The organism is Acinetobacter sp. 197 (assembly GCF_048148385.1).
Taxonomy (GTDB): domain Bacteria; phylum Pseudomonadota; class Gammaproteobacteria; order Pseudomonadales; family Moraxellaceae; genus Acinetobacter; species Acinetobacter pecorum.
Genome location: NZ_JAYWZK010000001.1, coordinates 22313 through 44441 on the forward strand (window position 1 = coordinate 22313; position 22129 = coordinate 44441).

The 22129-nt window shown below is 40.3% G+C and carries 18 protein-coding genes; 10 read left to right on the forward strand and 8 right to left on the reverse strand.

What is annotated here, in order from left to right; translation table 11 throughout:
- Positions 1 to 56: 56 nt before the first annotated feature.
- The 5 genes from VXQ11_RS00095 (at position 57) to VXQ11_RS00115 (ending at position 4580) form a co-directional block, all read left to right on the forward strand.
- Entirely contained in the window at positions 57 to 1040 is a 984-nt protein-coding gene (locus tag VXQ11_RS00095; protein ID WP_416705137.1) for an acyl-CoA dehydrogenase, read from the forward strand.
- Positions 1028 to 1813 (forward strand): PIG-L deacetylase family protein, encoded by a 786-nt coding sequence (locus tag VXQ11_RS00100; RefSeq protein ID WP_416705138.1) that lies wholly within the window; start codon positions 1028 to 1030, stop codon positions 1811 to 1813. Before VXQ11_RS00095 ends, VXQ11_RS00100 begins: the two co-directional genes overlap by 13 nt.
- Positions 1803 to 2417, forward strand: a complete 615-nt coding sequence (locus VXQ11_RS00105) for a class I SAM-dependent DNA methyltransferase (protein ID WP_416705139.1) — start codon at positions 1803 to 1805, stop codon at positions 2415 to 2417. Before VXQ11_RS00100 ends, VXQ11_RS00105 begins: the two co-directional genes overlap by 11 nt.
- Complete coding sequence (locus VXQ11_RS00110; protein ID WP_416705140.1) at positions 2414 to 3127, forward strand: glycosyltransferase; 714 nt, start codon at positions 2414 to 2416, stop codon at positions 3125 to 3127. The genes VXQ11_RS00105 and VXQ11_RS00110 overlap by 4 nt, the downstream gene beginning before the upstream one ends.
- Positions 3128 to 3332: 205 nt before the next feature.
- A complete protein-coding gene (locus tag VXQ11_RS00115) occupies positions 3333 to 4580 on the forward strand; it encodes an MFS transporter (RefSeq protein WP_416705141.1) in 1248 nt (415 codons plus the stop codon).
- Between the two features lie 27 nt (positions 4581 to 4607).
- Here VXQ11_RS00115 and VXQ11_RS00120 read toward each other — a convergent pair whose 3' ends face one another.
- The 3 genes from VXQ11_RS00120 to VXQ11_RS00130 form a co-directional block, all read right to left on the reverse strand.
- Positions 4608 to 6041, reverse strand: a complete 1434-nt coding sequence (locus VXQ11_RS00120) for an alpha,alpha-trehalose-phosphate synthase (UDP-forming) (protein WP_416705142.1) — start codon at positions 6039 to 6041, stop codon at positions 4608 to 4610.
- Positions 6016 to 6879, reverse strand: a complete 864-nt coding sequence (gene otsB / locus VXQ11_RS00125; RefSeq protein WP_416705143.1) for a trehalose-phosphatase — start codon at positions 6877 to 6879, stop codon at positions 6016 to 6018. The genes VXQ11_RS00120 and otsB overlap by 26 nt, the downstream gene beginning before the upstream one ends.
- A gap of 1010 nt (positions 6880 to 7889) precedes the next feature.
- Positions 7890 to 8084, reverse strand: coding sequence for a hypothetical protein (locus VXQ11_RS00130; RefSeq protein WP_064095723.1), 195 nt, complete (start codon positions 8082 to 8084; stop codon positions 7890 to 7892).
- 507 nt (positions 8085 to 8591) lie between these two features.
- Between VXQ11_RS00130 and sbmA the strand changes: the two genes are divergently transcribed.
- The 5 genes from sbmA (at position 8592) to VXQ11_RS00155 (ending at position 16814) form a co-directional block, all read left to right on the forward strand.
- Entirely contained in the window at positions 8592 to 9785 is a 1194-nt protein-coding gene (sbmA, locus tag VXQ11_RS00135; protein ID WP_416705334.1) for a peptide antibiotic transporter SbmA, read from the forward strand.
- Positions 9786 to 10474: 689 nt separating this feature from the next.
- A complete protein-coding gene (locus VXQ11_RS00140) occupies positions 10475 to 11449 on the forward strand; it encodes a hypothetical protein (protein ID WP_416705144.1) in 975 nt (324 codons plus the stop codon).
- Between the two features lie 463 nt (positions 11450 to 11912).
- Entirely contained in the window at positions 11913 to 13919 is a 2007-nt protein-coding gene (locus VXQ11_RS00145) for a M13 family metallopeptidase (protein ID WP_416705145.1), read from the forward strand.
- Between the two features lie 190 nt (positions 13920 to 14109).
- Positions 14110 to 16161 carry a M13 family metallopeptidase gene (locus tag VXQ11_RS00150; RefSeq protein ID WP_064101597.1) on the forward strand — a complete coding sequence of 684 codons (2052 nt, stop codon included), beginning with the start codon at positions 14110 to 14112 and terminating at the stop codon, positions 16159 to 16161.
- A 164-nt stretch (positions 16162 to 16325) separates the two neighbouring features.
- Positions 16326 to 16814 carry a hypothetical protein gene (locus VXQ11_RS00155; protein WP_416705146.1) on the forward strand — a complete coding sequence of 163 codons (489 nt, stop codon included), beginning with the start codon at positions 16326 to 16328 and terminating at the stop codon, positions 16812 to 16814.
- A gap of 19 nt (positions 16815 to 16833) precedes the next feature.
- Here the strand turns inward: VXQ11_RS00155 and VXQ11_RS00160 are convergent, their stop codons facing one another.
- The 5 genes from VXQ11_RS00160 to gatC all read right to left on the reverse strand — a co-directional run bounded on the left by VXQ11_RS00160 (position 16834) and on the right by gatC (position 22001).
- A complete protein-coding gene (locus VXQ11_RS00160) occupies positions 16834 to 17055 on the reverse strand; it encodes a hypothetical protein (RefSeq protein WP_005107594.1) in 222 nt (73 codons plus the stop codon).
- Between the two features lie 246 nt (positions 17056 to 17301).
- The gene (locus VXQ11_RS00165) at positions 17302 to 18615 is read right to left on the reverse strand and encodes a HEPN domain-containing protein (protein ID WP_312326121.1); all 1314 of its coding nucleotides are present in this window, start codon (positions 18613 to 18615) and stop codon (positions 17302 to 17304) included.
- A gap of 59 nt (positions 18616 to 18674) precedes the next feature.
- Positions 18675 to 20156 carry an Asp-tRNA(Asn)/Glu-tRNA(Gln) amidotransferase subunit GatB gene (gene gatB, locus VXQ11_RS00170; protein WP_416705147.1) on the reverse strand — a complete coding sequence of 494 codons (1482 nt, stop codon included), beginning with the start codon at positions 20154 to 20156 and terminating at the stop codon, positions 18675 to 18677.
- Positions 20156 to 21634 carry an Asp-tRNA(Asn)/Glu-tRNA(Gln) amidotransferase subunit GatA gene (gatA, locus tag VXQ11_RS00175; RefSeq protein WP_416681748.1) on the reverse strand — a complete coding sequence of 493 codons (1479 nt, stop codon included), beginning with the start codon at positions 21632 to 21634 and terminating at the stop codon, positions 20156 to 20158. Before gatA ends, gatB begins: the two co-directional genes overlap by 1 nt.
- A 52-nt stretch (positions 21635 to 21686) precedes the next feature.
- On the reverse strand, positions 21687 to 22001 hold the full coding sequence (gene gatC / locus VXQ11_RS00180) for an Asp-tRNA(Asn)/Glu-tRNA(Gln) amidotransferase subunit GatC (protein WP_064095715.1): 315 nt from the start codon (positions 21999 to 22001) through the stop codon (positions 21687 to 21689).
- Positions 22002 to 22129 lie beyond the last annotated feature (128 nt).

Consider the following 22129-nt stretch of genomic DNA (forward strand, 5'->3'; position numbering starts at 1 on the left):
AACTGACTTTAAAAAAACACAAAAATATTTTCCGAATTTTATGAGGAACCGCATGCATGAACCTCGGTTCAATATTACAAAGATTTGAAACTTCTCCTCTGGAGTTACAAGAAAAAATTCACCACACTTTAATGGAGCTGGTGGAGATTTCCGCTCAGGTGCCTTATCCCGCTTCTGGAGCTACCTTAAAACGCTGGCAGATACTCAGCCAGGTCTCAGCCAGTAATCTGAGCTTGGGAAAACTGTTTGAATCGCATTTAGATGCTTTGGCCATTTTGCATGAACTGAATATTCCAGTCATGAAAAAAGGCTTATGGGCAGTATGGGCAGCAGAAGGTGGCCCCCGACCTTTAAAGCTGGAAGCAGGAAATCTCACCGGAATTAAGCCCTGGTGTTCTGCATCGGTCTGGGTGCAACACGGCCTGCTCACTTACCGTGATGAGCAACAACAATCCCAGTTACTGATTCTGGATCTGCAGCAAGAAGGCATTCAGCATTATCAGGATGCATGGCAGGCAGTGGGCATGCAGCATACTTTAACTGCCAGACTAGAACTGGATCAGGTCGAGGTAGAAAAAGTCGCAGCTCCGGATGCCTATCTGGATCGGCCCGGATTCTGGCATGGTGCCGCAGGTGTGGCCGCGTGCTGGTATGGCGCAACTGTCCGTTTGGCTGAGTATTTAAGGCAGACATTCTTGGTCAAACCGCATGCCTATAAAGCCATGTATCTTGGTGAAATCAGTCGGGAGCTTCTAGCAACACAAGCCTTATTTTATCAAGTTGCTGAATTAATTGATCAGCAGCCACAATACTCACATGAATTAAACATTCGCAGTCTGCGTGCTCAGGTTGAAGCAACGGCTTTAAACGTGCTTACCCATGTGGGTAAGGCTCTTGGGGCTGCGCCGTATTGTGAGCATCCGCATTTCGCCCGGCTTGCAGCAGATCTTCCGGTATTTATTCGTCAAAGTCATGCCGCATTTGATTTGGAGCGAATTGGTGAGTTAAGCGCACAGGAGGAAGAACTATGGGCATTATAAGACATGAGATTGTGGGTGATCGTGTCATCCATGGTGAAGGCACACAGCTGGAAGAATGGCGTACCTGTGAAATTTTGCAACAGATGCCGGAATTCGATATTCCTAAGGTTATTCCACCAGATGCCAGGATCTGCATTATTGCCCCTCATCCCGATGATGAAATTTTGGGATGTGGAGGTCTGATTCAGCGTCTGGACAAACTTGGATATCAAATCGTACTTTTTGCCGTTACCAACGGGACAGCCAGTCATCCCGGCTCTAGTCTGTATACTCCCGAAGAGTTGAACCAGATTCGTCCTGCTGAAACGCGAGCAGCTTTAGAAGCGTTACCTTTAAAACAGAATATTCTGCGGATCGCTTTAGACATTCAGGATGGCAAGGTGGCCGAACAGCGGGATTTGTTGCTGCAGCACCTGCAATCTTATCTGCAGCCGAATGACGTGCTAATTACCACATTTGTTCATGATGGGCATCCAGATCATGAAATTACAGGGCAGGTCACCCAGCAGCTGGCGACTGAGCTTAATTTAGCCTGTATTCAGGTCCTGATTTGGGCGTGGCATTGGGCAACCCCTGGAGATACCAGAATTCCCTGGAGCGTCGCTCATCAACTCAGACTAACTGAAGAAGAACTGCAATATAAGTCTATAGCTGCGCGATGTTTTAAGAGTCAGCTCGAGCTTGACCCTACCATAGAACAAGCCGCTATTTTGCCAGAGCAGGCATTGCAACGTCTTTTACAACCCTGGGAGGTGTATCTGTATGAACAGTAACGCAGCCTATGATCAGGAATATTTCGATGCTCTATATGCCCTGAATCAGGGAGATCCCTGGCAATATGAACAGCGTTGGTATGAACAGCGCAAACGGCAGATTTGTCTGGCACTATTGCCGCAGTTGCGCTTTGAATCTGCAATTGAGATTGGTTGTAGCAATGGCGTCTTTAGTCAGGAACTGGCGCAGCGCACCGATAGCTTAATGTGTCTGGATGCTAACGATACTGCGATCCAGTTAGCCCGGCAACGTTTACACACTTATCCGCATGTACAGGTTTTACAGCGTATCGTGCCCGATAACCTGCCAAAACAGAAATTTCAGCTCATTGTGGTCAGTGAGATTTTATATTATCTGAATCCCACTGCACTGGACCAGGTACTGACATGGTTGCATACTGCATTGGAACCCGGGGGATGTATCTTGAGCTGTCATTGGCGTACGCCAATCTCAGGATATAGTTTGAATGGTGAAGATATCCATCAATATCTCAATGCGCATTTAAACTATACACATCATTTAAGTTTACAGGACTCCGATTTTTTAGTGGATCTCTGGTTAAATACAGCACAATCCGTGGCAGAGCTGGAGGGTTTAAGATGAAAAAAATCGGTGTGGTGATTCCGGCCTGTAATGAGGAAGCTTATATTGAACGCTGCCTGCTGGCGTTAAAATCAGCCCAACTTTATTTTTTTCAATATTTTAAATCCATAGAGAATCTTCCTGAAATCCAGATTCTTGTGGTCCTGGACAATTGTACCGATAATACCGCAGTTAAAGTTCAGCAAATGGGTATTCAGGCCATCAGCTGCGACTTTCGAAATGTAGGCAAGGCGCGTCATCTGGGTGTTCAGCAGATGATCGGACAGGGCTGTGACTGGATTTGCTGTACTGATGCCGATTCATTTGTACAATGTGACTGGTTTCAGGTCATGTCTCAGCATCAACCGACCGATGCGATTTGTGGCGTGGTGGAGCTGGATCAATGGGATCATTTAAGTCACAAGACCCGTCAGGCTTACCTGAGACATTATCAGGACAGGATGGGGCATCGGCATATTCATGGCGCAAACCTGTGTTTTAAAGCTTCAGCTTATGTGAAAGTTAACGGTTTTCAGCAAATGGAGTGTCATGAAGATGTTGAATTCATCCATCGTTTAGAAGAAGCTGGCGCCCAGATTGTCTGGTCAAATCAGCTCAGAGTTACGACTAGCAGTCGTCTCAGTTCAAAAATTACTGCAGGTTTTGCCCATTTTTTACAAAACCTTGAGCTTAAACAGGCTACAAAAAAAACGATCAGCCTATGCAAATAAAAACATAAAACTATAAATTTTATACAATCAGAGACTTGTAAAAAATCTCAAATTTTGTGTCTAAAAAGTATTCCATTTAAAATTATTCTGTTTATAATTCACACAAATTCAGCCCTGCATACTTATATATTTTAACTATAAGTCTGTGGGGTTTTTATATGGATGCTCGGTAATGGATGCCTGAACCCTCTTTTTTGGTAATACAATGTTCAATCAAACACTGCTTTCTCGAATTCAGTCTCCATCACCATATTTATGGCAGAAAATAGCGACTGCGTTGTGCTTCTTCTGCTTGGGCTTTGGTACTGCGGCTTGGGCTCCGTTAATTCCATATGCACAGCAGCGCCTGTTATTAAATCATGCTGATTTCGGTCTGCTATTGCTCTGTGCCGGGATCGGTTCGATGCTGGCTATGCCACTGGCAGGCCGACTGGCCAATGCCTTGGGTTGCCGTGCAGTCTTAGCAGTGATTCTGAGTGCATTGATGTTCATTCTCCCTGCGCTGGCTTATAGCCCAAATCATATAATGATGGCTGTCAGCCTGTTTTTATTTGGTGCAAGTGCTGGCGCTTTGGGTGTTACTGTCAATATGCAGGCTGCACAGATTGAGAAAAAACTCGGTAAAAGTTTAATGTCTGGTTTTCATGGGGTATGTAGTCTAGGTGGTCTGGCTGGGGTGCTGGGTATGACCATGTTGATGGGATTCGGACTGGCACCTTTAAGCGGTGCGATCATTGTCAGTGGCATTTTGCTGCTTATTGCCTTAATTGCTGTTCCTTTTAGCTTGGGTGCTGAGTCTAAAACAGTGACAGATGAAGCATTGTCACCAAAACAGCCTGTGAAAAAAGCAGCACCGACCTTGGCGATTTTAGGCATTGGTCTAATCTGTTTTGTTGCTTTCCTCTCTGAAGGTGCCGCCATGGACTGGAGTGGTATTTATCTGAGCACTGAGTTTAGTTTACCAGCTGCACAAACCGGTTTAGCTTACAGTTTCTTTGCTGGCTTGATGGTATTGGGACGTTTTAGCGGACACTTGATTGTTAACCAGTTAGGTGAAAAAAATACGATTTTATTAAGTGCACTCCTGGCGACCACCGGTTTATTGACAGTAGTGTTTGCGCCAGTCTGGCAAGTAGTATTGGTAGGTTATGCAATTTTAGGCTTAGGTAGTGCCAATATTGTACCGCTGATGTTTTCCCGTGCAGGACGTCAAAAAACCTTGGCTTCACATGTAGCATTGTCTTATGTATCGGTATTTGCTTATACAGGTTCATTGATTGGACCAGCATTGGTAGGATTTGGCAGTGAAATGATTGGATTAAGTCTGGTATTTAGCGTCATTGCGATTGGCCTGTTGGGTATTACGATTTTGAATCATCTCACTGCAGAGCCAAGAGAAGTTCACCAAGGCGGAGATGCAGTTGCTCCTCTTCAAAATGAAACACCAGCTTAATGCTGGTGTTTTTTTTAGGCTCAAAACTTAAGCAGTTACGCTGAACTGGGTTGACGCTCCGGTAGCCACAGGGCGATAGATCCGCAGACTTTGCGAGTTTTTCAGGTCAGTAATGAACTGATCACGCCAGCGAATAATATCGAAGTTTTTCAAGCCCTGATTTAAATACCGATAACGCTCTAAACGTTCTGATTTAGGCATGCGTAGCGCTTTTTTCAGGGCCTTGGCCATACTGTCGTGTTCATATGGATCCACCAGTAAAGCTTCTCTCATTTGTTCGGCAGCGCCGGCATATTTAGACAAAATCAAGATACCGGGATCTAGAGGGTCCTGTGCAGCAATATATTCTTTGGCAACCAGGTTCATACCGTCCCGGATCGAATTTACCCAGCAGATATCTGCCTTGCGATAGAGTTGCATCAAGGCTTCATGCCCCAAGGTGTCATAGCTGCAATCAAAAGGTACCCAGTCCGCTGTACCCTGCTGGGTATTAAGTTCCTGCACGGCAGATTTAAATTGCTCATACAGATTTTGGTAGGTTTTTACATCCAGCCGGCATGGGCAGGCAATTTGTAATTGCTGGAATTGATTTTTAAATTCTGGCTGATCTTCTAGCAGGCTCTGCAAAGATCCGATTTTTTCCAATAAGCCTTTACTATAATCAATCCGGTCAACCGAAATGATGGTTTTATAAGGCGGCGCTGTGTCGAGATTAAAGGGCAGCTTTTCTAGATGAGTATCTGAGGCCTGATTTTGTAGTTGCACAGGATGCACACCAATTGGATAGCATTTCACATGAATCTTTCGAGATTGATAATTTAAAATTTCACTATGACGATGTTGGACTTTCAAGGTCTGTTCAAGGAACTGCAGACAATTTTCCTGATCGCGAGAAGTTTGTAGACCCACTACATCATAATTGGCTAAATGATGGGCCAGATCGCGATAAGCAGGTAAAGTCTGCCAGAGTCTCAGTTCAGGAAAAGGAATATGCAGGAAAAAGCCAATACGGTTACGCATACCGAGCTTACGACAATAATGCGCCACACTTAAGAAATGGTAATCATGGATCCAGATGATGTCATGAGGAGAGGCCACCTGTTTCAGGTGCTTGGCAAAACGTAAATTAACATCCTGATAAATTTTAAAATCTTGGGGCTGATAATCTACCAGTTGATGTTGATCGTGCATTAGTGGCCATAATGCATTATTGGCGAAACCGCAATAAAAACCCTGATATTGGGACTCGGTCAAAGGGCTCGTATGATATTCAACATTCTGATGTTTCAGGATTTGGAATTTCTGTTCTTTCGTTTGTTCAACTCGGGATCCATTCCAGCCAACCCAGATACCGCCTATATCATGCAAAGCATCCTGCAAAGCAACCGCTAATCCACCTGCCTGGGTATTGTCTGCCTTGGGTAGATTTACACGATTAGATAACACTATGAGTTTTGACATGTAATTTCTCCAATAATAATTGTTGTTGTGCTTTCAATATTTCTAAGAATTCCGCAAGAAAAGCCTGCACCTGGGTTACCTTTTCAAGGCGATGGTGTGCCAGGGTTTTGCCTGGGCCGACTTTGATGGAGCAGCCTTTAAGAGTATTGATGACCTTAAAACCGGCTTCGTCAGTCAGATCATCTCCGATAAAAATGGGGTAATAATCATTTAAATGATAATGTTGAATAATGTTTTGGATGGCTGCACCTTTATTTGCACCTTTGGGTACCAGTTCAAATACAAACTTTCCAGCCTTAAGTTCAAAATCTTGAAAGTGAGCGAGACAATCCAGGGCAAATGTGTGTACTTGTTGTTCTAAATAAGGATGTTCACGAAAATGTAGGGCGATAGAATAATCTTTAATTTCTATCCGAAGCTTAGGAAAATCAAGGCACCGCTCATTAATGTGGTTTTTTAATAATTCAAACTGTCTAGAATTTAAATTAACTAAATTTGTTAAATTTGACTGATAGCATAATTCCAGACCATGAGAGCCGGCAATATTCCAGGTGAATGGATAAATGAGTTTTTGTGCTTGTGCAATTGAGCGGCCTGTCACTAATACCAAGCTAATATATTTTTGTAATTCTTTTAAGATATTTAAAGTTTCGTTCCTGATTATACTTTTTTCCGGGTCAGGGTGAAATTCAGAAATGGTCCCGTCAATATCAAGAAATAAAACTACTTTATGTGAATAAATAAAAGATTTGAGCTGGGTTAAAATCATATGAGGTAATATATAAAAAGGGCTTACAAGTGAATCTTCTTGGTCTTGATCTGCCTTTGGAGTTGACATAAATATTACCTAAGCCTCTGAAATTAAATTTAATTAAAATTTAAAACCATTTGAATTGTCATTGGTTTAATTAAATTTATAGCATATTTCATTTAAAATTCTGGCTTTAAGTGCAGAAACGAAACACTTTTAACAAATATTGTTACTTTGTAAGATTTAGAAATATTTAGATGAGGTGCTATTATTTTTAATTAAATTTAAAAATGGATTAAGAGGAATTTTTAATGCTTTTATTTAAATAGGATGGTTTTTTGTTGTATTTTAATAATTGTTCCTACTATATTAATAATGAGTATTGTTTGGATAATAAATATATTTATTCAAGGATATATTTTATTTTTAAATATTTTTATTTTTTAAGTATTAATATTTTTAAATTTTTTATTTAAAATAGTTTATTGATTAAGTTTATGAAAAATAAAGATTTTATATATTAATGAATAATCTAGAAAAAGATTATTTACTGAAATAAATCATAGAAGAAGATTTTCATTATAAAATTTTTACAGATTAATTTTTTAAATTTATGTAGCTGAAGCAGCCTGGTAAATTGAGAGTCAAGGTTGATTTTTTCATTCTGGTCTATGTATTTTACCATAAGGTATAAATATTTTGAGAAAAGGCAAGTTTGTAAACTGTTATTTGTCGACCATAAATAACTTGAAAGTTCTCATTCTTTAGATAAGGAAAAGCAGTTGGATAAAGTTGTGCTAAAGAGACAGGAGTGATGCAATGGACTTTTTAGGAAAATAAAGTTAACAAAAAAGATCAAAAAATGACTATGTCTAATTTTTGACTAGTAATAAATAAATAAATGAATTTCATAAATATTTTTGAAGGAATGAATAACTTTAGAATGAGTATATGCAGGGCATTACAAGCGAGAGAATAAGTTTTAAGAAATAATGAATAAGCTATGAGAGGGAGGCTAAGTTGGGGGTCGTACCATTTAAATTAAAGCGCCAATACCTGATACAACCCAATCATCAACATGGGGGGAGGGGAAATACTCAGATTTCTCTCCAGACCTCATTTTCGTCTTTTAAAGGAATTGTAAAGTTAAAGTCATCATCATTACTCACCAGAAGACTGGTTGGAGTCTGCATGACAACTTTCAAAACAGTGCCAGCTTCAAAAATAATAGGATCGCAGTTTTCCTTTCTTAGCGTCACTGGTTTGAGTAATTCAATTACCGAACTTTCCATAGCTTTTCCAAAATAAGATTACTTTTCGATAATTAAATCATAGCATGATTTTTGAAAATTTAACCATTTCTTCAAAAAACTGAGAACTCGATCAATGACTTGTTTAAGTAAAGAGAAATACGGCCATTCAGAGAGGAATCTCCAGAAGACATGCGGTATACATGATTTTCAACCCACTTTTTCAGAGTATAGATGTATTAGATTTTTTACAGAAACCCGACAAATAATAAAAATAAAAAATTTGCGCAGAGGGAAAAGTTCAAAAAAATTATGATCTTTGTGCTTTTTACTCCCCTACTATGAAGAGTTAGCGGGTAGTAACTGAGAATATACGAAAAAGAATTATCATGCAGAGTTGACAGCTAAAAATAAGCTTTCAGAGAACAAGTATCCTCCTGTCTTTTACACTAAATTTAAAAATAATGCTTTATAACAGTAAAAATCTGCAATAAGAATAAAATATGGGTTATTTGAATGACCAAAAGACATAAGGAGAGCTGTGTCGGTATGTTTAAGTCATTTTTCCCACAACCCGTCTGGTTTTTTAGTAGTCTGATTTTGTGGTTTATCATTAATCTTGTGCTTTGGCATAGTGGCGGATCAGGATGGGGCGTTTATCTGGGTTTCCCTGAAGGCTCTCCTGATGAAAAACTTACGATAGGCATCGGTCGTTTCTGGTCGGACCAATTTATCTGGTTCTATCTCTGGTATTGCATTGCGACTGCTATATTTGCCCTGTTCTGGTACTGGAAAGCCAGACATCCATGGCAGCGCTGGTCAGTCTGGGGGTCGGCATTTATCCTGTTTAATATCTGGTTTGGAGTGCAGGTAAATGTGGTATTAAACGAATGGTACAGTCCGTTTTATGACCAGATCCAACAGATGCTCACCAAAGGCGGCGGTGATGTGTCATTGCTTTATCAAGGGGCATTAACCTTTATTTATATTGCAATAGTTTATGTCACTTTGGCCGTATTTAACCTGTTTTTTGTCAGCCATTACGTCTTTCGCTGGCGTACTGCGATGAATAACTATTATACCGCACATTGGGAGCAATTACGCCATATTGAAGGTGCATCGCAGCGTATCCAGGAAGATACCATGCGTTTTGCTAAAATTACGGAACAGTTGAGTGTTTCGCTGATTGAAGCACTTATGTTACTAATGGCCTTCCTTCCGATCTTGTATCAGCTATCTAGTCACGTGAAGGTCCTGCCAATTGTGGGAGAAATACCACATGCTTTAATGTGGGCCTCAATCGGCTGGGCGCTATTGGGTACGATCATTTTAATGGTTGTAGGAATGAAACTGCCCGGACTGGAGTTCAATAACCAGAAAGTTGAGGCAGCATATCGCAAAGAGCTGGTATATGGCGAAGATTATGCTGATCGGGCACATCCGTTGACATTACAAGAACTGTTTAGCCGGGTACGCTGGAATTACTTCAGGCTGTATTTTCATTATGCTTATTTCAATATGGTCCGGATCTGGTATTTGCAGTTAGACAATATTTACGGATTATTTATTCTGTTTCCAAGTATTGCAGCGGGTGCTATTACGCTGGGTTTGATGATGCAAATCCTGAACGTGTTTGGCAAAGTCCGCGAATCTTTCCAGTATTTGATATTGTCATGGCCTACCATTATTGAGCTCATGTCAATCTATAAACGTTTGAAAGCATTTGAATCACATATCGATTAATTTTTTCTTATATTATTGGTGTACTTTATCAGCCAAACAGATTTAATTTTGGCTTTTGTTTATTGTGATTTAGTTCACAAAATCCAATGGAAAATAACGATCTACCCCCTATCTGAATGAACCGGAAAAATAGTTGTAGAACCTCCCAATATTGGGGTATTCAATTATTTTTTTCTTGGCTAGAATCCTAATGGCCAGCCAAGATGGTGTTTAATTTCCAGTGGTTCACGTATAAAAATAAAAAATGTACGTTGAGGAAATTATTCTTATGCTGATCTTGTTCAGGCAATGCTATAGTGGATAAAAGGTAATTTTTATTACACATAATAATAAAGCTCTGTAGCGTTATCTGAATAAGCCGCCGAAGAAGGAATCACCGCCTTCTTCGGTTTTTTATGTGTTTTTTCTTTCTTTTTCTTGAGTCCTATATAGTATTGTTTATTATTTGATCTGGGTTAATAATGATACTTGTGTCAATTTTTATCATGTGAAGCTTGGCACAATTAGCAAACTTGAGACGGATATGTATTTTTTTACCGTTTAAATTTTATAATTATCAATATCTTGTGTTTATGGTTTTGTGCTATTTTCGCTTTGTTATACAGGGGTTTGGGGTTGAGATGTTTGCTGAGAAGCTAAAAGTAATTATTCTAATAATAGGGGCAGCGAGTTTAGTCGGTTGTAATAGCATGAACCGGATGAAAACAGAGGTTTTACATCCTTTTGCCAGTCCTGACGAGCTAATTGCCAAACGGGCTTTAAATCAACGTGATGGTACTGCAAAAGATTATATTTATCTTTGGGGGCAAGCACAGAAAAATAATACCACTCAGGCGATGTATCCTCGGTCCATACTGACGCAATATTGTCATGAACAGGGCGGTAAATTTTCTCTGCTGTACAAAAGTACTTTTAATGCTGTAGCAGATGTGGCTCAACGCAAACGATTGAGCAGCAATCGAGGTGTTGTCCAGGGAAGTGGTGCCTATCAGTGTCGTATGGATGATCTGACAGAAAGCTGGATTGTTTCGATTGAGCCGATTTCTGAGCGGCAGGTTGATAAAACCAGCCAGACGCGCAGTGTTCGATTACTCACCCAACTTATGAGTCTTTCCAAAGCCCAAAATTTTTATCGTCCTAAAGCCAAGCTTGCAGCTGAAAAAAATATGGCTTCCTCGCTAAAAAATACCACTACTAATAAACCTTCTGCTGCAAAGAATACCAAGGAACTTAAGGAATTAGCGGTCAAAGATCTGGAGAGAAAAGAAGTAGAGCGCAAGGAATTAGAAAGAAGAGAGCTGGAGAAAAAAGAAGCAGAAAAAAGACAGCTGGCAGCATCCGCTCGTGCTGTGGTGGCAGAAACACCTCAACAACAACAGATGAAAAGTTATGTGTCGGCACGTCGTGATATTAACAGCGGCAAGAATCTTAACAATGCCTGTAACAACGCACAGCGTGCCTATAATTATGGAAAATTGCAGGGTACAGAAGGGACACGTGTCTATACTGAATCAGGGATGCTGGTCGCACGCTGCCTGAACAGTATTCCGGTCTATGCCAGCCGTTTCCCGAATGCTAAAGCTCAATCCAAGCGGATTCTGCAAAATTTAGCCAATAACTATAATCATAGTGGTGCAAAAAATATGTTAAGACAGATCAAGTAACTTTAAGATCTTTTCGTGAAAATTTTAGCGCCTGAAAAAGAGAGTGGTCATCTCTTTTCAGGCGATCGAAATGAAAAATAGTTTGATTTATGCTTATAAGCATCGAGATAGAGAATATTTAAAATAGCTCTAAAACTGATAAAAGATTTTGCTTTCATGGGGTTATAAAAATGAATAATGACTGGTATGGTGATATTAAAAAAATTTAGCAGGCCAGAAATAAAAAGAAGCTTTCATATCAGGTAGTAATCATTATCGGGAATTTATTTATTATTTCTGTTGATTAAATTTAAGATTATTCAACCATATATAATGAGTTATATTGGTACATCCTTTGCTTAAAACTATTCAGTTTTGAATATAGAGGACAATGCGTTAAAAAATAAAAAACCAATTGATTTCAACCATATAAAATAATGAGATTTATCGCTTGAGAAAACATATTTTAAGTCACTTGATTTTTATGGGTGCATTTCTAGCTTCACCAATGAATCATGCAGTGACTACGACTTACTTAAAGTCAGCAATTGATCTTAGCTCTATTGATAGGACAGTAGACCCAAAACAGGATTTTTATCAGTTCGTAAATGGAAACTGGCTGAAAACTGCAAAGATTCCTGAAGATCAGGCCCTATCAGGTGCATTTGCCGAATTGAGTATGAAGTCAAGTCATCAGTTATTTACCATTTTTAATGAACTGGCTAAAAAGCAGCATCCGCAAGGCAGCAATGAACAAAAAGTCGCAGATTTATACGCCAGTTATATGGATAGCAAACGTCTGGAACACATTGGGTTAGCAGGATTACAACAAGACTTGCAGCGGATTGAAAATATCAGGACTAAAAAAGATCTGGCAGAATTCTTTGCCTATGCAGAAAAAATTGACCTGAACTTGCCATTTTCTACCGATTTTCATCAGGACCGAAAAGCTTCTTCAAAGGCTATGATGTTTGTGGGGCAGGGTGAATTGGGCATGCCTGACCGTGATTTCTATTTGAGCGAGCAACCACGCCATCAGGAACTTCGGAATACTTATCTGCTGTATGTTGCCAATACCTTAAATTTTGCCGGTCAGCCCAAGCCGATTGAAGATGCACGCACCATTCTGGCTTTGGAAAAGGCATTGGCAAAAATTAGCTGGTCAGCCACGGAGTTACGCCATGATGAGGTGAAAGCCTATGTCTTTGCACCTAAAAATGTTATTACCTTCATGCCTTCTTTTGACTGGATGAGTTATTTTTCAGAACTAGGCCTAAAAGGTATCGGAAAAGAGGTTGCTATCTCTCAGGTTGATTATTTACGACAACTGGACGAATTATGGAAGGTCATTCCGATCGAAACCTGGCAAACCTATTTGAAATTTAATTTGATCAACAGTTATTCACCATATTTAACTGAAGTTTTTCAGAAACATTATTTTGATTTTTATGATACTGCTTTGAATGGAATCCAAACGCGTTCTCCACGTGATGAATCTGCTCTTGAACTGACCAACGGCATTTTAGGGAATGTTCTTGGCAAGCTTTATGTAGAAAAGTATTTTGATGAAACACAACGCCCAGCCATGCTGGAAATGGTGGAAAATATCCGTAAAGCATTTCATCTAAAACTTGATCAGGCCAGCTGGATGGGAGCGGATACCAAAAGAGAAGTGCGACATAAACTGGATAGTATTAATGTCAAAGTTGGCTATCCAAAAACATGGCGCGACTATTCAGCCTTGGATATTCGTAAAGATGATCTGATCGGAAACATCCAGCGTACCCGAATGTTAAATTTTCAACGTGAACTGGACAAGGTAGGACAGGCCATTGATCCGGAAACCTGGTACATGTTGCCGCAATCGGCAAATGCCTACTATAACGCCCAACTCAATGAAATCGTGCTACCAGCGGCAATCTGGCACCCTCCATTTTATTATGATACAAGCCATGATCCTGCGGTCAATTATGGGGCCATAGGCGCTGTGATTGCACATGAGATTAGTCATGGTTTTGATGATAAGGGCAGTCATTTTGATGCAAAAGGTAAGGGTGGAGAAAAGTGGAACGAGCATGACCGTAAAAAATTTAATGAACGTACCAAAGCCTTGGTCGAGCAATATAAACAGTATGAAGCATTACCCGGATACAAGGTAAATGCTGAATTAAATACAAGTGAAAATATTGCAGATAACCTGGGGCTAGGTGTCGCACATATGGCTTATAGATTATCGCTTAAAGGTCAGCCTGCCCCGGTCATTGATGGCTTTAGTGGGGATCAGCGCTTTTATATGGGTTGGGCACAGGTATGGCGCAGCAAGAGTAATCCTGAATATCTGTTGAATAGTCTGAATCTTGCCCTCCATGCCCCGGAACCCGTGCGTGGAAATGGCGCTGTACGTAATCAACAGAGTTTCTATGAGGCTTTCGAAATTAAAGAAGGTGACAAGATGTATTTACCTCCAGAAAAACGGATATCCATCTGGTAGCGGTTAAAAAGCGGGGCCGTGAGTCTGAAAACAGCCCTGTTTTTCTGTAAAAGAGTATTATATAGAGCCAAACGTTTTTTTAGAGATTGGCATATATGCTGCTTATCGTATAAGGACTTAAGTGTCTGATCATAAAATCAACATACATATTTAAATTAAACTGCGCAGTGAAGCGCAAGGATAGTCAGCTTTGAAAATTTTTCTAAAAACAACACTAGTTAGTGCTTTATTATTGGTTTCAACTGCAAATTATGCTTCAGATCAAACTGTTGTGGCGCAACAATTAAGCTCAGGTGTAAACCAGCAATACTTTGATAAAAAAATCGCTCCACAACAGGACTTCTATCAACATGTGAACGGGCACTGGTTAGAACACGAAGATATTCCATCTGACATGCCAAACTGGGGTGCATTTACCCAGTTACGTGAAAATTCGACTCAGCAGTTGCATGCCATTGTCGAAGACCTGGCCAAAACAAAATCCGCTTATGGAACCAATGAACAAAAAGTCGGTAGCCTATATGCCAGCTTTATGGACACTAAGACTTTAGATACTAAAGGCTTAATGCCACTTAAAGCAGATTTAGCCAGAATTGCAGCTATGAAAACCTCAAAAGACTTTACGTTGTTGGTCGCGGAATTTGCGAAAACTCGAGTCACCACACCTTTTGATTTTGGTGTGATGCAAGACTTGAAAAAGTCCGATCAAATGGCGGTAATGATGGGACAAAGCGGTTTAGGCTTACCTGATCGTGACTACTATTTAAAAGACGATGAAAAATTAAAAATAGCACGTGAAGCGTATGTGAAATATATCGAAAAACTGCTTATGCTTTCTGGTGAAATAGAAGCTGAAGCAAGCACACATGCGCAGACAATTTTGCAGTTAGAAACCGACATTGCCAAAGTGCAATGGGACAGCGTGCAAAATCGCGATATAGAAAAAATGTACAATGTCTATGCACTCAAAGATGTAAAAACTTTAGTGCCGGCATTTGATTGGAAAACCTATTTTAAAGCCACAGGCCTAGATAAAAAAACCAAAACCGTGATTATGGCGCAAAAAAGTTATTTTGAAGATCTCAATCAAATTTTAGAAAAAACACCGATTAATTCATGGCAGACCTATTTTAAATTTCACCTGATTAATAGCAATGCAGCATATTTAAGCCAACCTTATGCCGATGCAAACTTTGACATGTATAGCAAAACCTTACGTGGAGTGACTGAGCAACGTGCGCGTTGGAAACGCGGTGTCGATTTGACCAATGCGATTCTGGGTGAAAGTCTGGCACAAGTGTATGTGGCAAAACATTTCCAGCCTGAACAAAAACAGCGTATGGAAAAATTGGTCGACAATTTATTGCTGGCGTTTGAGCAAAATCTCAATAAATTAGACTGGATGAGCGATACCACCAAAGTTCAGGCACATCGTAAACTGAAAAGTTTCAGTGTGAAAATTGGCTATCCAAATAAATGGCGTGATTACAGCAAGTTAGATATTAAAGATGGCGACTTAATCGGTAATATTCAGCGTACCAACAGTTTTATTTATGACATCGAAATGAACAAGCTGGGCAAGCCAGTTGACCGCGAAGAATGGCATATGCTGCCACAAACCGTAAACGCCTATTACAATCCGTTGTCGAATGAAATTGTTTTCCCTGCTGCCATTTTGCAGCCACCATTCTTTGACATGAAAGCCGATGATGCGGTCAATTATGGTGCGATTGGTGCCGTTATTGGGCATGAAATTAGCCATGGTTTTGATGATAAGGGGAGTCGTTTTGATGCCGAAGGCAACATGAAAAACTGGTGGACGGAAGAGGATAATGAAAAGTTCAAAGCCAAAACCAAAGCCTTGGTGGAACAATACAGCGCCTATGATGCCTTGCCTGGCTATAAGGTGAACGGTGAATTAACCTTAGGTGAAAATATTGCCGACAATTCCGGTTTAGCGGTGGCATACGAAGCATATAAATTGTCTTTAAATGGACAACCTGCACCTGAGATCGACGGTTTTAGTGGCGATCAGCGTTTCTATTTGGGTTGGGCACAAGCGTGGCGTGCGAAAATGCGTCCTGAAATGGCATTACAGCTGGTTAAAACTGATCCACATTCACCATCAGCTATTCGGGGGCGTGCAACCTTACTGAACCAAGACCCATTCTATGAAGCCTTTGGAGTGAAGCAGGGCGATGGCATGTATTTACCGGAAGAAAAACGCATCAAAATTTGGTAATCATGTTATTGAATCAATAGATTCTGAAAAAATCCTGACTGATGTCGGGATTTTTTTGTTCATGATTTTAGGTTACAGAGTCATAACAGGCTTGCCTGCCTTTTACATGATACAAAGAAGCTGTTTTGTTTAAGCAGCTTGAGCTGATGAAAAGGGAAATGGATATGAATTTGAAAGGTTCATCTTGTCTTCGTGCAGTATTCTTGGCAACGACTTTGCTTGGGGCGACTCAGGTTGCAATAGCTGGCCCAACGGTGGATCAGCTCAGTGACTGTTTGATGAAATCCACCACAGCCACCGATAAAACGACAGTGTTGCAATCGACCTTTGTGGCATTGGGTAATCATCCCGACTTAAAGGCTTTTAGCAATGTGACCGCTACTCAAAAGGAAGCATTAGACAAGAATCTGGCGACGGTGTTGCAGCGCATTTTAGTGGAGCAATGTTCAGCACAGACCAAGGCGGTGATTCAGGCTGAAGGTTTGCAAGCGGTTGGAGATAGTTTTCAGGCTTTAGGCAAAACCACAGGCGAGGAAATTTTAAAGAATCCGGAAATTAATAATCAGCTCAAAGGTGTGCTGCGTTATATCGATTTGAATCGTGTTGCACAGACTTTTTTAACCCCAGATTTGTTGAATAAGTTGGGACTATAAGGCGATAAGTCATGAGGCTTTATTTGAAGATGCCTGCAATAAGTTTAATTAGCCAGTAAATGGGAATAAAAATAAGTTCTAGCCCATCTGCCCAATCAGATCCTCTTTGACGTTTGGAGGTATCGCCTTTAGGTTCTGTGATCTTTTTTCGCCATTTGGGATAGATGAGCATGATGACGATCACAAGCACGAATATGCCAATGAAAGCTTGAATGATGGTAAGTAATAGTTCAGGTGTCATTTTTGTTTTTCTATTAGTTAGTTTTTTGATTTTATAGCATAAAAGTAATCCTCTCCCTAACCCTCTCCTTTGTCAAAGGAGAGGGAACCACGTGTATCAAATTAATCACATGACAAAGTCTCCCTTTTTTAAAGGGAGATTTAGAGGGATTTTAGAAGTAGCGCATAAAAAAGGACTTGGAGAGCTGAATACGTCCTAAGTCTTCGAGCTTGGCGATGGAGGATACTTTTTTATAGTCGCTGATATTTATCCAAACTTTAAACCTTCTAGATATTGATATAATTCGTCATCGCTATTAATGGTGTTATTTTGAATCATCCTAATGATTGTAATAATAGAAATTGATAAATAGTAACGTAATTTAACTAAATCTTTTAATTCAATATTCGCACTTCCACCATGTGCAATTCCACTCCTTTGCGAGTATAAATAAGACATTTGAGTATAGATGTACTTTCGACTATCTTTATCTCTGCTAGCAATCAGAAAAGCTGTATTCTCAGATAAAGTTTTAGTTATAGAGTCTCTGCCGTTGGTTAATAATGCTTCCATTCCTATAGCACAAAAAAGAAAGCTTTCTCTGTGATTTAGGGTTTTTAATGATGAAGAATACCAACCTATAGCTATTTTTAGTTTTTCAATTAATTTGTTGTTATTGTCTTTTGTGTATAACGGGAAGTTTAGTTTTTTAAAAATTGGTCCAATTTGAATTGGTGCATTGGTTTCTTCTTTAAGATTAAGTAAAACTAAATGTTCAATTTTTCCAGATGATGAACTCAATCTAGAGTTTTCATAATTCACTATTAATGGAAGAGTATTTTCCTTTTGCCTTGAATTTAAACTAATATTAAAATCTAGATTGGTACTATTTTTTGCTAGAAAAATTAATTCATTTATAAATGATTCAGCATCACTGATACTTTGATTTAATGAGCTTTCATCATCACCAAAATTGGATATTTCTAAAACAGTATTTCCTTCCAAATTACTAATTAATTTATCTAAATCATTTTTATGATAGTCATCAAGTGAATTGAAAGTATTATTTTTTAACTTATATTTATATATTTTTTCAAAATTAGATCTAATCTTATCGTAAAAAGATATGTTAGTAAGGGGACAAATATCTTCAAAATTTCCAATTTTAATATTTTCAAATTTATATATTTGGGATGATTTAAATCCCTTTACATAGAAGTAATGAAATTTTATTTCAGTTTGATATTGTTCAAGACAAGCAATAACTTTTTGAAATTTTTCAAATAAATTTATTTTTTTATTTATTAAATATTCTTTGAATAGTGTTTTGATTTCCTTATCGATAGTTTTATATGAAACATAATTGGTTAAATTTTTTACTTTAAGAATATTGGTCAAGAAATCTCGCCAAGTACTATTGATTTCTGGAGAGAATCCAAAACTAATATCACCAATAAATACAGAGTTTCCATCGTTGACTCCTTTCATTGCTGTTTCTATATCTAAGCAATTTGCAACAAAGAAATTAAAGTATTCTTCAATACTTCTTTTTTTATCTAATTTTAATTTGTTGAAATCCATAAAAAACCCCGCACTAAGCGAGGTTTTTATAACATAAAATCAATTAATTAGCGAACAAATCAACCAATCAGTTTCTTCATTAATTCATTTACTTGCGCAGGGTTGGCTTTACCACGTGACGCTTTCATCACTTGACCAACTAGACCGTTGAAAGCTTTCTCTTTACCAGATTTAAACTCTTCAACCATCTTCTCATTGGCAGCAAGCACCTCCTTAATAATTGCTTCAATTGCGCCTGTATCAGTTTCCTGTTTCAAGCCTTTCTCAGCAATAATTTCGTCCGCAGTTTTGCCTTCTTCCCACATAAAGCCGAACACTTGTTTTGCGATCTTGCCGCTGATGGTGTTGTCCACAATACGCGCGATCATACCGCCAAGTTTTTCAGCCGATACAGGAGAGTCCGCCAAATCTAAGCCTGCTTTGTTGAGCGCCCCTGAGAATTCGCCCATCACCCAGTTTGCAGCAATCTTACCTTGCGCAGCACCGCCAGCAGCCTTAACCACTTCTTCATAAAACTCTGACATTTCACGTGTAAGCGTAAGGACGTGTGCATCGTACTCAGTTACACCAAAGTCAGCGACGAAACGCTCGCGACGTGCCGCAGGAAGCTCAGGCATGGTTGCTTTAATTGCTTCGATTTGCTCATCAGCAATTACCACAGGCAACAAGTCTGGGTCAGGGAAGTAGCGGTAATCGTTGGCTTCTTCTTTCGAGCGCATCGAACGGGTTTCCATTTTCACAGGATCGAACAGACGCGTTTCCTGATCGATGGTGCCATCCCAGTCCAGAATTTCCATTTGACGTTCAATTTCAACATTGATCGCCTGTTCAATGAAACGGAATGAGTTGAGGTTTTTCAATTCACAACGTGTACCAAAAGGTTGACCCGGACGACGTAAAGACACGTTACAGTCACAGCGGAATGAACCTTCTGCCATGTTACCGTCAGAAATGCCTAACCAGCGTACCAGCGTGTGAATCGCTTTGATATAAGCAACCGCTTCTTCAACCGAACGCATATCTGGTTCAGAAACAATTTCAAGTAGTGGCGTACCGGCACGGTTTAAATCGATACCAGACATGCCTTCAAACTGGTCATGAATCGATTTGCCTGCATCTTCCTCTAAATGCGCACGGGTTACGCCAATGCGTTTAACCGTGCCATCTTCAAGCTGGATGTCGATATGACCCAAGCCCACAATCGGGTTGTCCATCTGGCTGATCTGATAGCCTTTTGGAGAATCCGGGTAGAAGTAGTTTTTACGCGCAAACACAGAAGCCTGGTCGATGTAAGCATCGATACCCAGACCAAAGCGAATCGCAAGATCAACCACTTCTTTATTTAATACAGGAAGCACGCCCGGCATGGCCAAATCAACTAGGCTGGCTTGGGTGTTTGGATCATTACCGAAAACAGTCGATGAACCTGAGAAAATTTTGGTATTGGTGGCAAGCTGAGTGTGAATCTCGATACCAATAACGACTTCCCAACCATCAATCAGGTTGGATTTTGGTTTAGCCGATTTTTGAGCTTGAGCCATTATGCGTTCTCCTCAGCAATTGCAGCGCGTTTTGTATGCCAATCTGTTGCTTGCTGATACTGGTGTACCACAGACAACAATTGAGATTCTGACCAGTAATTCCCAATCAGCTGTAAACCAACTGGCAAGTTGTTCTGGTCAAAACCGACAGGCGCGTTAATCGCAGGAAGACCTGCCAGGTTTACCGCAAGCGTATAAATATCGCCCAGGTACATTTCAACTGGCGTTAAATCCGCACCAATTTTATAGGCAGTCGTTGGCGCAGAAGGTGCTGCGATGACATCAACAGATTCAAATGCTTTGAGGAAATCTTGCTGGATCAGGCGGCGTACTTTCTGTGCTTTTACATAGTAAGCATCGTAATAACCTGCAGACAGGGCATACGTACCAATCAGGATACGGCGTTGCACTTCTGCACCAAATCCTTCTGAACGTGAACGCTTGTACAGGTCCATCAGGTCCACCGGGTTTTCTGCACGGTAGCCATAACGCACGCCGTCATAACGTGACAGATTCGAAGAGGCTTCAGCAGGCGCGATCAGATAGTAAGTCGGCACATAGCTTTCTGTCATATCGAGATCAATCTCAACCAGAATTGCGCCCATGTCTTCCAGTTTTTTTAAGGATTCTTCAACCCGTGCTTTTACGTCTGCATCCAGACCTTCCACATTGAAGTATTGCTTTGGAATACCGATGCGCAAACCTTTTACAGATGTGGCGTTCAGATTTGCCACATAGTCATCAACGTCTTTGTCCATTGAGGTTGAATCTTTGGCATCATGGCCGGCCATCACATTCATCAGGTAAGCACAGTCTTCAGCCGAACGCGCCATTGGGCCGCCTTGATCCAGTGATGACGCATAAGCAATCATACCGAAACGCGATACACGGCCATAGGTCGGTTTAAGGCCGGTGAGGCCACAGAATGACGCAGGTTGGCGAATAGAACCGCCGGTGTCAGTACCAGTTGCAAATGGTGCTAAATCCGCTGCCACAGCTGCTGCAGAGCCACCAGAAGAACCGCCAGGGACATGACCCAAGTTCCAAGGGTTAGCCGTTGCGCCGTAATATGAGTTCTCAGAGGTCGAACCCATCGCGAATTCGTCCATGTTCACTTTACCTAAAGTGACCAGGCCCGCAGCTTTGCCTTTCGCTACTACGGTTGCATCGTAAGGAGAGATAAAATTGTCCAGCATTTTAGAACCGGCAGTGGTCTTGATGCCCTGGGTACAGAAAATGTCTTTGTGGGCAACTGGCACACCAGTCAGGGCAGAGGCATTGCCAGCTTTGATTGCAGCATCGGCAGCATCAGCTTCAGCCAACGCCTGTTCAGCAGTTACTGTCACATAAGCCTTGACCTGTGCATCAATTTTTGCAATGCGCTTTAAGTAGTGTTCAGTCAATTCGCGAGATGAAAACTGGGCATTTGCCAGACCTTCACTAAGTTCACGAATGGATAAGCGATGTAAATCTGTCATGAGAAATAATTCTTTACGTTTAATTTAATAAAAAGAATGAACTGGGTAGTAATTACTCAATCACGCGCGGTACGAGGTACAAGCCATCCTGAACAGCTGGTGCAACTGCTTGGTATTGTTCACGATGATTGGTTTCGGTAACCACATCATCACGTAGCGGCTGAGGGTGGTCGAAAGGGCTTTTCAGGGGTTCAACACCATCGGTATTGATGCCTTTCAGGGTTTCCATCATGCCTAAAATTTTATTTAAACTTTGAGCATATTCAGCAGATTGCGTATCATTGAGAGATAACCGTGCAAGGTTGGCAATAGCTGAAACTGTTTCTGCACTTAAATCTGCAGAATGCTGTGCATCCGATGTAGACATAATATTACCTAATCAGTATTAAAAAAATTCAAATTATCATGCGTTATGATAAGCGATTGACTTGTCCAAATCATCACATTTAGTTAAAGTGGCCACCTTGCGTCCATATAAAGTTTAACTGAGAACGT

Excerpts from the sequence above, each read along its gene's own strand:
- VXQ11_RS00160 (WP_005107594.1), bottom strand. The coding sequence starts at position 17,055 with ATGACACCTGAACTATTACTTACCATCATTCAAGCTTTCATTGGCATA.
- VXQ11_RS00100 (WP_416705138.1), top strand. The coding sequence starts at position 1,028 with ATGGGCATTATAAGACATGAGATTGTGGGTGATCGTGTCATCCATGGT.
- otsB (WP_416705143.1), bottom strand. The coding sequence starts at position 6,879 with ATGTCAACTCCAAAGGCAGATCAAGACCAAGAAGATTCACTTGTAAGC.
- VXQ11_RS00155 (WP_416705146.1), top strand. The coding sequence starts at position 16,326 with ATGAATTTGAAAGGTTCATCTTGTCTTCGTGCAGTATTCTTGGCAACG.
- VXQ11_RS00130 (WP_064095723.1), bottom strand. The coding sequence starts at position 8,084 with ATGGAAAGTTCGGTAATTGAATTACTCAAACCAGTGACGCTAAGAAAG.
- VXQ11_RS00095 (WP_416705137.1), top strand. The coding sequence starts at position 57 with ATGAACCTCGGTTCAATATTACAAAGATTTGAAACTTCTCCTCTGGAG.
- gatC (WP_064095715.1), bottom strand. The coding sequence starts at position 22,001 with ATGTCTACATCGGATGCACAGCATTCTGCAGATTTAAGTGCAGAAACA.
- gatA (WP_416681748.1), bottom strand. The coding sequence starts at position 21,634 with ATGACAGATTTACATCGCTTATCCATTCGTGAACTTAGTGAAGGTCTG.
- VXQ11_RS00145 (WP_416705145.1), top strand. The coding sequence starts at position 11,913 with ATGGGTGCATTTCTAGCTTCACCAATGAATCATGCAGTGACTACGACT.
- sbmA (WP_416705334.1), top strand. The coding sequence starts at position 8,592 with ATGTTTAAGTCATTTTTCCCACAACCCGTCTGGTTTTTTAGTAGTCTG.
- VXQ11_RS00165 (WP_312326121.1), bottom strand. The coding sequence starts at position 18,615 with ATGGATTTCAACAAATTAAAATTAGATAAAAAAAGAAGTATTGAAGAA.
- VXQ11_RS00115 (WP_416705141.1), top strand. The coding sequence starts at position 3,333 with ATGTTCAATCAAACACTGCTTTCTCGAATTCAGTCTCCATCACCATAT.
- VXQ11_RS00140 (WP_416705144.1), top strand. The coding sequence starts at position 10,475 with ATGAACCGGATGAAAACAGAGGTTTTACATCCTTTTGCCAGTCCTGAC.
- VXQ11_RS00110 (WP_416705140.1), top strand. The coding sequence starts at position 2,414 with ATGAAAAAAATCGGTGTGGTGATTCCGGCCTGTAATGAGGAAGCTTAT.
- gatB (WP_416705147.1), bottom strand. The coding sequence starts at position 20,156 with ATGGCTCAAGCTCAAAAATCGGCTAAACCAAAATCCAACCTGATTGAT.
- VXQ11_RS00105 (WP_416705139.1), top strand. The coding sequence starts at position 1,803 with ATGAACAGTAACGCAGCCTATGATCAGGAATATTTCGATGCTCTATAT.
- VXQ11_RS00120 (WP_416705142.1), bottom strand. The coding sequence starts at position 6,041 with ATGTCAAAACTCATAGTGTTATCTAATCGTGTAAATCTACCCAAGGCA.